Source organism: Arachnia sp., from assembly GCF_057238465.1.
Genome location: NZ_DBHHFZ010000020.1, coordinates 40,971 through 50,695, shown reverse-complemented (window position 1 = coordinate 50,695; position 9,725 = coordinate 40,971). Strand labels below are relative to the sequence as shown.

Sequence of the window (9,725 nt, the reverse complement as noted above, 5' to 3'; positions counted from 1 at the left end):
TGTCATCGACTGTTTTGACCCACATCTGATTCCGGCCCGGTTTCGGGAGGTTGAGTTCACCTTTCCGGATCTCGGCGAGTTGTTCGGCGTGGGAGAGTCTCCATACCTTCTCGATCTGGTTCTTGGAGTATTTGGGGCGTTCGTTGGCGTAGGGGAGGAGGTCCCCGTTCGAGTCGTAGCCGTAGGAGTTCGCTGTTCCTTTGGCTGGCATGCCGGTTTCATCGAGGCTGCGGTTCTCGGGTAGCCGGGAACCGGTTTTTTCGTCGTAGCGCATGACCCAGCCCCGGTGTCCTGAGGGGTTCTTGTGGTGCTGGATCTGGTTGATGGGTCAGTTGAATTCGGGTCGGGGTGAGGGGCCGTGTTGGAGGTAGTCGTGCATGCGCCGGTGGAGGTCGGGGTGTTGTTGCGCGTCGAGGTCGACGTATTCTTTCAGTGTTACGGGTTTTCCGAAGGCTTTGCCGACGATGATGTCCCAATCGATTCCTGGGTAGGAGAAGATGACGTCGTAGAAGGGGCCGAGTTCTTTGTCGCTGAGGCCGTAATTGTCGAGCATGGTGCGGATTGGGACGTTCCATTTGGGTGCTTTGAGGTTGATGTCGGCTCCGCCGTCGAGGAAGCGTTGCAGCAGCTTCGCCTCTCCGATGTAGTCATGCTTACGTTTTCCGAACATGACGTGTAGGATGTTGATTTTTTCGCTCGGCTTGACTCGGGTTGGATCTGCTCCGTGGTCGAGCATCCAGTTCGCGATCTCCACCCGGGCGGTCAGATCCTCGTTTTTGAAAACACTGAAAAAGAAGTGTTTCCAGTCGAAGTCCGGGTTCTCGGCGAGTGCTTCCTTGAATTCTTCCAGGGTGCCTTCTTCGATGGCGTCGTATGCATCCATAGATTTTCTCCTCTGGGTGATGACGGGTTCGTGATCTGTGAGTTGGGCTCAGTTATTCGTCGATGTGCGAGCGGTTGCGCATGGGGTCCTCCACGCGATAGTTCTTTGGATCTCGGTATCGTTTCAAGAATTGTTCCTTGGTGATTCTTCCTGAGAGGTAGTCGTCTCGGAGGTCGCTGTATTTGGCATCTTGGATGTGTCCCATGTCCCAGTCGCGGGTTGTGCTCTTGGGGTCCCAGGTGATTTTGCGCCATCTGTTTCCGTCTGCGTCGATGTGGATGTCGGGTCCGTTGGGGATGTCATCGACTGTTTTGACCCACATCTGATTCCGGCCCGGTTTCGGGAGGTTGAGTTCACCTTTCCGGATCTCGGCGAGTTGTTCGGCGTGGGAGAGTCTCCATACCTTCTCGATCTGGTTCTTGGAGTATTTGGGGCGTTCGTTGGCGTAGGGGAGGAGGTCCCCGTTCGAGTCGTAGCCGTAGGAGTTCGCTGTTCCTTTGGCTGGCATGCCGGTTTCATCGAGGCTGCGGTTCTCGGGTAGCCAGGAACCGGTTTTCTCGTCGTAGCGCATGACCCAACCCCGATGTCCCGATGAGTCCGTCAGCTTCAGCGGCCGGCCATTGCGGTGGTCGACCGGTTGGCCGTCCGCATTGCGTGGCGCACGATCCAGCGCGCGCTGCACGTCGTCCGGGGTGTAGCGCCCGATCTTCTTGGCCGCGTCCTTGGCCGAGATCGTTTTACGAACCGGAGCGTCCGGGTCATAGACGGTGCCCTTGCTGCCCGCCGTCAGACTGGTGCCATCGGTCGGCTGTGCGAGTTTTCGTTCCGGGAGGGAATCCCTCGAAGGTGCGGAACTGCTCTCACCGGGAACCGTGGGTGAGTCCCCATCCGAAAGGCCTGGATCGCCCGGGGCGTGACCATTGCGGGGAAGATCCGATGGGGCTTCCGCGGCTCGGCGTGGTTTGGCTGGGTTCTCAGAGCGCTTGCCGGTACCGGGGGTGGGATCCGCGGTGTGGTGGACGACATCGAAATTGTTGGTGATTTTCCTGCGCCCATTGCCGGGTCCGCCGACGTAGGCGGGTTGGCGGCCGTGTCTCTTGCGGATCTCCTCGGCCAGTTTGTCGGCCGCTTCACCGAATTTGTCGATTCCTTCGAAGATCTTCTGGTTGCCCTTGTGCATCCAATCCTTGAGGGATGCGCTGAGGTTCCTGAGGCCGGCTGTGAATTTCGGGATCTGGTTGCGCAGATACGTGACCGGGTGTGGAATTTTGGGAAGCAGGCCGAGCTTGCCCAGGGTCTTCAAAGCGGCCGCTTTCCCGAAGAGCCCGAGACCCAGCTCGGTTCCGGTGGCGACGGGATCGTTCTTCCATTTGTGCCAGCCGTCCTTTCCGGCCCAGTGGGCGTCGAGATCGAAGCCCACCAGGTCCGTCCCGGCGCGGGTGAAGACTTCTAAGCGTTCGCGTTCCCATTCGCTGGGCTTGTATCCTCCCCACACGATGAAGGGAGTCGCGATAACGGATACGACCAGCGAGGTACCCAGGTCAGTGATGCCCACCGCACCGCCCCAGATCGTGTTCCACGTGTTCCCGATACTCCAGCCGTGCTCGTCGAAACCCGCGAGGCGTGTGGCGCTGTCCCAGGCTCCCTGGAAGAATCGGCTGGCCCCCGTGTTGAAGGAATCAGCGCAGTTCTTCGTCTGGCGTTCCCCGGGGGCTCCCCATGGCATGGGGCCCATCTGCTCCAGTTCTTCGAGGGTGGGGGTCGGGGGAGCTGGAATGCACATCGTCGAGTCTGTTTTGTTGATCCTGTCCGCGCACTCGCTGACGGCCTGGGTGATCTTCACGTAGATCGCGTTGTATTTCGCCACGAACTCGTTGTTCTTGTCGACGGCATGTTGATGGCGTCGCCAGTCGGTCTTCTCCGTTTTCAACGACGGCGCGTTACCACTCCATCCCACGCCGGCGGGCCGGGGAATCGTGACGCTCGAATCCGGCACCTGTTCATCGTATCCGGCCTGAGCCTCCTCTCGAAACTCCCTCGCAGCCTTCTCCAAGTCTTGAAGGTCTTTTTTGATCGTGGTCATCGTGTTGGCGTAATTCTGGATGGCCGATCCCGATATCACCAGTGCAGCCCTGATGTCGAAAGAGGGAAGGGTGGTTTTCAGCATCAAGCTGTACACCTGCTCCTGTTCCGGGGATTTGTAGATGTCCGGTAACCTGGACCACGATTCCCTGATCGCAGTTGTTCGTGAAACGACATCGATGCCCATGGAACTCAAGGAATCGCCGGCAGAATTGATCGTTTCGGGATCCAGGGTTTCCGGCTTGCAGGGAAATGCGTCTGGGTTTATCAGGCCAGTTTCGTCCACTGGAGCATTCTCGCCTGGCATGTCCTACTCGTTTCCCTTGTAGCCGTATTTCTCGAAATACGAGAAATCTCCCGATGCAGCAGAATTAAACATTTCTCTCTCGAAGTTGCCGGCCATCTCCTGCTGTGCTTTATTGTAAGAAATTGTTGCATTTCCCACACCCACGACGCCGGCATTCACGTGCGACGCCACCGTGCGCAGGTTCTTCTTCTGGGTTTCCATCACCCGCTTCAGTGCCGCCGGAATGTATCCGGCGACCTGCGGGCACCATGACAAAGCAGTCTCGATGGCTTCGAGGTCTTCCTCGGAAAACGTGGCGGCCAAGCCCTCCTGTTGCTCAGAAACCTCCAGTAACAACGCCCTCACCGCTGCGGGTACGATCTTCCACTGAGACATCAGCAGTTCCCTTCCTGTATTTCAACGGCGACACTCGCGCCCGCCGTGCCGAACCCCGGGTATAGAATCCAACCGAAGGAACCCGCGCATCCGCAACCCCCGGGGCCGCGCGAGAACCCCCGGGGCCGCGCGAGGGGTCGAGACATCCCATGCTGAAAGTCGGGTCAACCCCGGCCCGACTTGGAGCAACGCCTGCGAGAGCGCGGCATGCATCAGATCCGTGTCAACCAAAAAGACGACGTCCGTGCGCCTCGTGCCGCGTGTGAGAGCGCGGGTCGGCTTTCGGGGGTAGGGGTGGGTGGAATCAACAAATCTCGTCGAAGGAATTGTAGGTTCTCGACCTTCGGAGGAAACCTACGTCCCCGTAGGCTACGGTTGCGTAGGTTTTAGGAGAGGTCATGAAACACGACATGGTGCAGTTGCTGACCCCCGACGGGCAGCGTGTCGAGAACCCCGAGTTCTCCTTCGGGGGAACCGCCGACGACCTGACCCAATACCTGCGGGACATGGTGCTGGCAAGGCGATTCGACACCGAGGCCACCGCCCTTCAAAGACACGGGGAACTTGGTTTGTGGCCGCCCGCCCTCGGACAGGAGGCCGCGCAGGTGGGCTCCGCCCACGCCCTCGGCGCCCGCGACATCGTCTTCCCCACCTACCGGGAACACGCCGTCTTCCTCGCCCTCGGTCTGCCCTTCCAACAGATCCTGGCCCTGTTCCGGGGCTGCGACGCCGGGGCCTGGGACCGGCTCGACCGGTTCCGCAACTACCAGATCATCATCGGCTCCCAGACCCTCCACGCCACCGGCTACGCCATGGGATTGCAGCTGGACGGCCTCGTCGGCAACGACGACGGCGACAACGCGGCCGTGATCGCCTACCACGGTGACGGGGCCAGCTCGCAGGGCGACGTCAACGAGGCCTACGTGTTCGCGGCCAGCTACAACGCCCCCGTCGTCTTCTTCTGCCAGAACAACCAGTGGGCGATCTCCGAACCCATCGCATTGCAGTCGCGGATCCCGCTGTTCCAGCGCGCCCGGGGGTTCGGGTTCCCCGGGGTGCAGGTGGACGGCAACGACGTGCTGGCCGTCCACGCCGTCACCCGCTGGGCCCTGGAACGCGCCCACAAGGGCGAGGGCCCCACCTTCATCGAGGCGTTCACCTACCGGATGGGCGCCCACACCACCTCCGACGACCCCACCAAGTACCGCCTCGACGAGGAAACCGCCGAGTGGGCCGGCCGCGACCCCATCACCCGCCTGACCACCCACCTGAAACGGCAAGGGATCATCGACGACGCCTGGCTGTCCGCCCTCGACGCCGACGCCCGCGACTTCGGCGCCGAGATCCGCGCCGCCATCCCGAAACTGACGGACCTGACCATGGACGAACTGTTCGACAACGTCTACGCCGAGAACACCGTCGCCCTTCAGGCGCAGCGCCGCGAGTACGCTGAATGGGCAGCAGGGGAGCAGGCATGAGCAACATGACGATCGCCAAGGCCATCAACCTGGGCCTGCGCCGCGCCCTCCAGGCCGACCCGAAGGTCCTGATCACCGGCGAGGACGTCGGGAAACTCGGCGGCGTGTTCCGCATCACGGAAGGCCTCCAGGCGGAGTTCGGAACCAACCGGGTCATCGACTCGCCGCTGGCGGAATCAGGGATCATCGGCACCGCCGTCGGACTGACGATGCGCGGCTACCGTGTGGTAGCCGAGATCCAGTTCGACGGTTTCGTCTTCCCCGCCTTCGATCAGCTCGTCACGCAGGTCGCGAAACTGCACGCCCGCACCGCCGGGCGCCAACCGATGCCGATGGTGGTGCGCATCCCCTACGGCGGCGGCATCGGGGCCGTCGAACACCACTCCGAATCCCCCGAGGCGTACTTCTGCCACACCCCCGGATTGAAGGTGGTCACCCCCTCCAACCCGCACGACGCCCACTGGATGATCCAGCAGGCCGTCGCATCCCCGGATCCCGTGATCTTCCTCGAACCCAAACGCCGCTACCACGTCAAGGGGGAGGTGAACTCCGAGCAGCGACCCGCCCCAATGCACCAGGCCGGGATTCTCCGGCAGGGAACCGACGCCACCCTCATCGCGTGGGGGCCGATGGTGCGCACCTGCCTGGACGCCGCCGCCGTCGCCGCGGAGGAGGGCACATCGGTGGAGGTCGTCGATCTCAGATCCCTCGCGCCCATCGACTGGGTGAGTTTGATCGCCTCCGTGCGCCGCACCCGCCGCGCCATCGTCGTCCACGAGGCCCCCCGCACCCTCGGGCTGGGCGCGGAGATCGCCGCCCGCCTCCACGAGGACCTGTTCTACGACATGGAATCCCCGGTGCTGCGCGTCACCGGCTACGACATCCCCTACCCGCCGTCGCGCCTGGAGGACGAGTTCCTGCCATCGGCGGACCGCATCCTCGACGCCCTCGACCGTTCCCTGACGTGGTGAACCCAAGCAGACAGGAGTGATGATGAAACGCCAGTTCCTTCTCCCGGATCCCGGTGAAGGTCTCACCGAGGCCGAGATCGTCGCCTGGCGGGTCACCGTCGGACAGGAGATCGAGGTCAACGACGTGCTCGTCGAGATCGAGACCGCCAAGTCGCTGGTGGAGCTGCCCTCACCCCATGCCGGGACCGTGACTTCGTTGCTGGTGGCGGAGGGGGTCACGGTGGAGGTCGGCACCGCCATCGTCGAGATCGAGGACGGCGTCGAGGGTGGCGGGGAGGAGCCCCCGACCCTCGTCGGCTACGGGCCGCGCGACGAACCCGCCAGGTCGCGGCGCCGCCGCAGGAACACCGCAGGCCGGGATGCGGAGGCCGCCCGTCAGGGGTTGGGGGAGAGTTACGCCTCCCGTGAGCCGTCGCGGCGTCCCGACGACGTGGATCCCGCGGGTCGGGTCGTCGCCGCTCCCGTCGGTGATCCGTTGCCGGAGACGGGTGATGCACCCACCGAGTCGACGCTGGTGCTGGCCTCCGATCCGCAGTCCGCGCGGGCCAAACCACCGGTGCGCAAGTACGCCCGCGATCTCGGGGTCGATCTCGGGAAGGTCGCGGGAACCGGGCCGGAGGGCACCATCACCCGCGCCGACGTCGAGGCCGCGTGGATCTTCGAACGGTCCCGGTCGGCGGGGGAGGCTCCCCGGGAGGAAGCCGCGCAGGGCAGGGTCGTCAACGACGCCGCCAGCTTCCAGGACCCGGGGCCGCGGAGCCACGGATTCGGATCGCCGCGCAGCCCGCAGGGTGGTGGGGAACGCCGCGTCCCCATCAAGGGGGTGCGCAGGGTCACCGCCGAGGCGATGGTGCGTTCCGTCAGCACCCACGTCCACGTCACCGAGTGGCTGACCACCGATGTCACCGGCATGATGGAGTTCGTCGAGACGCTCAGGGCGCGACGGGAGTTCGCGGGGCTGCGTGTCTCGCCGCTGCTGATCCACGCGAAGGCGGTGTGTCTGGCGTTGGGTCGCAACCCCGACCTCAACGCGTCCTGGGACGAGGAGAACCGCGAGATCGTCTACCACCGGGACGTGAACCTCGGTATCGCGGCCGCCACCCCGCGGGGACTGATGGTTCCCAACATCAAGGCCGCGCAGGACCTCAGTCTCCTGGAGCTGTGCCGGGCCCTCAACCAGCTCGTCGCAGTCTCCCGCGACGGCAAACTCCAGCCCCCCGACTACGCGGGAGGCACCTTCACCATCACCAACGTCGGTGTCTTCGGGGTTGATGCGGGAACCCCCATCATCAACGGTGACGAATCGGCGATCCTGTGCATGGGTGCCATTCAGCGCCGCCCCTGGGTGGTGGGTACCGGTGCGGAGGAGCGGGTCGTGCCGCGCTGGGTCACCACCCTGGCTGTTTCCTTCGATCATCGGGTCATCGACGGTGAACAGGGTTCCCGTTTCCTCCACGACGTCGCCGAGATCCTCGCTGAACCCGCCCTGGCGTTGCTGTTCTGACCTCGGGAACGAGAAGGCCGGGCCCGCTGTGGGCCCGGCCTGATGGTTCGTGGTTGGGGAGGGTGTCACTCCTGGGTGTCGTCGTTCTTCTTGACCAGAGCGGCCATTCCCTCCAGGAAGGCTCGGGACAGGATTATCAGCGCGAGAACACGGGCCGGCGGAATGAACAGCGAAGTGATGATGGTCATGGCGCCGTTGCTGCCGCTGAGTGAGGACCCGGAGACGAGCCCACCGATCAGCTCGAAGAGCGCAACGACGCCGAGGCAGATCACGACCACCACGTAGACGGAGCCGATGCCTTTCTTGAGTGCGCTGCCCCTGAAACCGAAATCGAAGATCGCACCGAAGCCGGACGGGGCCTGCTGCTGGGCCCACTGCTGCTGGCCACCGTAGGAAGCAGCCTGCTGCTGGCCGCCCCACTGCTGCTGGGACTGCGCCTGCTGGGCCGCGCCCCAGGTCGCCTGCTGGTTCCAGTCCTGCATGTTCTGCTGGCCGGTGTTCTCCTGGCCCGGGGTGCCCCATTCAGGGGCGGACGGGACGGATTGCTGGGGCTGGGCGTTCCAGTCCTGCGCCGCGGTGACGGAGGTCTGTTCCTGCGCGGGTGTGTTCCAATCCTGGGCTGCGGGCTGGACGGTGGTCTGATCCTGAGACGGTGCCCCCCAATCCTGGGCGGGCTGCTGCGCAGGTGCGTTCCAATCCTGGGCCGACTGCGCGTTCCAATCCTGGGCGTTCGACTGCTGGGGCTGGGCGTTCCAATCCTGGGCGCCGGTCCACTGGTTGTTCGACATGGGGGCCATTCTGCCACTCGAAACCGACACCGCCACCCCACGGTCTCGGCATGTGCGCCAGAATGAGGGGCATGTGCCCTTCCCAGCTCAACGTAGACCTGGCCGCCATCGACGCGAATCTTGCCTTGGCAAGTGAACGCAACCCCGGCCGTGCGGTTCTCTTTCCAGTAAAGGCCAACGCCTACGGCCACGGGATAGTTCCCGTCGCCCGGCACGTCGAATCCGTGGGCTCCGCCCAGTGGCTCGGCGTGGCCGAGGTGTCCGAGGCGGAGCAGCTCCGCGAGGGGGGCGTCGAGCTTCCCACCCTGAAGTTCTCGCCCTGTTTCCCCGAGGAACTGGGGCGCGCCATCGCCGCCCGGCTGACCATTTCCGTCGGTGATGTCGGAGGGGTGGAGGCAGCCCAGGCGGCCGCCGAACACGCCGGAGTCCGCCACCCCGTGCACCTGAAGATCGACACCGGCATGCGGCGCGTCGGTGTCCATCCCGACGATGCCGTCGCCCTGGCCAAACAGATCAAGGACAGCCCCAATCTGGTCCTCGACGGTGTGTTCACCCACCTGCCGATCAGCGACTGCCCCGAGGGGGAGGAGTTCACCAGGGCCCAGCTCGCCCGGTTCCTCGCCGTCGTGGACGAGATCCGCGACGCCGTTGGGGAGATCCCGTACGTCCACGCCGGGAACTCCGGGGCGGTGCTCGGCCACGACCTGACGGGCACCAACCTGATCCGTCCCGGGATCATCGCCTACGGCTACCGGGCCGATTCCAGCACCGCCTGGGAGGGTCTGAGTCCCGCCGCCACCTGGACGTCGCGGGTTTCGTTCCTCAAACGCGTCCCCGAGGGGGAGACCGTCGGATACGGCCGCACCTGGACCGCCCCCTGCGACACGTGGATCGCCACCGTCCCCGTCGGCTACGGCGACGGCTACTCACGGCTGTTCAGCAACCGCGGACGCATGCTGGTGGGGGGGCGTTCCTACCCGATCGCGGGCCGGGTGTGCATGGATCAGACGATGATCGACCTCGGCCCCGGCGACCCGCAGGTCGCGGTGGGCGACGAGGTGGTGCTGCTCGGCCGCCAGGGCGACGAGCAGATCACCATGGAGGAACTCGCCGACCTGATGGGCACCATCACCTACGAGGTGCCCTGCCTGATCGCCCCCAGGGTGCCGCGCCTCTACGTCTGAGACCCGCGAAGGAGAAGACTGGTTGAGCCGGCCGGCTCGTTTGGCGAGCTGGTCGTGTCGGGTCATTCTGAGTCAAGCTGGTTGAGCCGACCTGCGAGCGTCAGCGAGTGGGTCGTGTCGAAACCATGGTGACCGTGATCGGGGTCTTGGGTG

Annotated in this window: 9 protein-coding genes; 4 read left to right on the top strand and 5 right to left on the bottom strand. The window is 64.3% G+C overall.

Annotated features, from left to right (window positions below):
- The 4 genes from ACO6D6_RS15025 to ACO6D6_RS15010 all read right to left on the bottom strand — a co-directional run.
- On the bottom strand, positions 1-274 hold a 274-nt coding region (locus tag ACO6D6_RS15025; protein ID WP_484786050.1), incomplete at its 3' end, for a hypothetical protein.
- A gap of 54 nt (positions 275-328) precedes the next feature.
- Complete coding sequence (locus tag ACO6D6_RS15020) at positions 329-883, bottom strand: hypothetical protein (RefSeq protein WP_484786049.1); 555 nt, start codon at positions 881-883, stop codon at positions 329-331.
- 52 nt (positions 884-935) lie between these two features.
- Entirely contained in the window at positions 936-3,050 is a 2,115-nt protein-coding gene (locus ACO6D6_RS15015) for a GH-E family nuclease (protein WP_484786048.1), read from the bottom strand.
- A 225-nt stretch (positions 3,051-3,275) separates the two neighbouring features.
- Positions 3,276-3,647, bottom strand: a complete 372-nt coding sequence (locus tag ACO6D6_RS15010) for a DUF6507 family protein (protein WP_484786047.1) — start codon at positions 3,645-3,647, stop codon at positions 3,276-3,278.
- Between the two features lie 398 nt (positions 3,648-4,045).
- Here ACO6D6_RS15010 and pdhA point away from each other — a divergent pair, with 398 nt between their 5' ends.
- The 3 genes from pdhA to ACO6D6_RS14995 are packed head-to-tail and all read left to right on the top strand — an operon-like array spanning position 4,046 to position 7,600.
- Positions 4,046-5,125 (top strand): pyruvate dehydrogenase (acetyl-transferring) E1 component subunit alpha, encoded by a 1,080-nt coding sequence (gene pdhA, locus ACO6D6_RS15005; protein WP_484786046.1) that lies wholly within the window; start codon positions 4,046-4,048, stop codon positions 5,123-5,125.
- Entirely contained in the window at positions 5,122-6,096 is a 975-nt protein-coding gene (locus tag ACO6D6_RS15000; RefSeq protein WP_484786045.1) for an alpha-ketoacid dehydrogenase subunit beta, read from the top strand. The genes pdhA and ACO6D6_RS15000 overlap by 4 nt, the downstream gene beginning before the upstream one ends.
- A gap of 19 nt (positions 6,097-6,115) precedes the next feature.
- Positions 6,116-7,600: a dihydrolipoamide acetyltransferase family protein gene (locus ACO6D6_RS14995; RefSeq protein WP_484786044.1), complete on the top strand. Its 1,485-nt coding sequence runs from the start codon at positions 6,116-6,118 to the stop codon at positions 7,598-7,600.
- A 65-nt stretch (positions 7,601-7,665) separates the two neighbouring features.
- Here ACO6D6_RS14995 and ACO6D6_RS14990 read toward each other — a convergent pair whose 3' ends face one another.
- Positions 7,666-8,388, bottom strand: coding sequence for a DUF4282 domain-containing protein (locus ACO6D6_RS14990; RefSeq protein ID WP_484786043.1), 723 nt, complete (start codon positions 8,386-8,388; stop codon positions 7,666-7,668).
- A 71-nt stretch (positions 8,389-8,459) separates the two neighbouring features.
- On the opposite strand from ACO6D6_RS14990, the gene alr reads away from it, so the two are divergent.
- On the top strand, positions 8,460-9,572 hold the full coding sequence (gene alr / locus ACO6D6_RS14985) for an alanine racemase (protein ID WP_484786042.1): 1,113 nt from the start codon (positions 8,460-8,462) through the stop codon (positions 9,570-9,572).
- The last annotated feature ends 153 nt before the right edge of the window (positions 9,573-9,725 follow it).

What these genes read in the sequence shown, in the direction of transcription:
- ACO6D6_RS15015 (WP_484786048.1), bottom strand. Translation starts at nt 3,050, where the DNA reads ATGCTGAAAACCACCCTTCCCTCTTTCGACATCAGGGCTGCACTGGTG.
- ACO6D6_RS15000 (WP_484786045.1), top strand. Translation starts at nt 5,122, where the DNA reads ATGAGCAACATGACGATCGCCAAGGCCATCAACCTGGGCCTGCGCCGC.
- ACO6D6_RS14995 (WP_484786044.1), top strand. Translation starts at nt 6,116, where the DNA reads ATGATGAAACGCCAGTTCCTTCTCCCGGATCCCGGTGAAGGTCTCACC.
- ACO6D6_RS15020 (WP_484786049.1), bottom strand. Translation starts at nt 883, where the DNA reads ATGGATGCATACGACGCCATCGAAGAAGGCACCCTGGAAGAATTCAAG.
- ACO6D6_RS15010 (WP_484786047.1), bottom strand. Translation starts at nt 3,647, where the DNA reads ATGTCTCAGTGGAAGATCGTACCCGCAGCGGTGAGGGCGTTGTTACTG.
- pdhA (WP_484786046.1), top strand. Translation starts at nt 4,046, where the DNA reads ATGAAACACGACATGGTGCAGTTGCTGACCCCCGACGGGCAGCGTGTC.
- alr (WP_484786042.1), top strand. Translation starts at nt 8,460, where the DNA reads ATGTGCCCTTCCCAGCTCAACGTAGACCTGGCCGCCATCGACGCGAAT.
- ACO6D6_RS14990 (WP_484786043.1), bottom strand. Translation starts at nt 8,388, where the DNA reads ATGTCGAACAACCAGTGGACCGGCGCCCAGGATTGGAACGCCCAGCCC.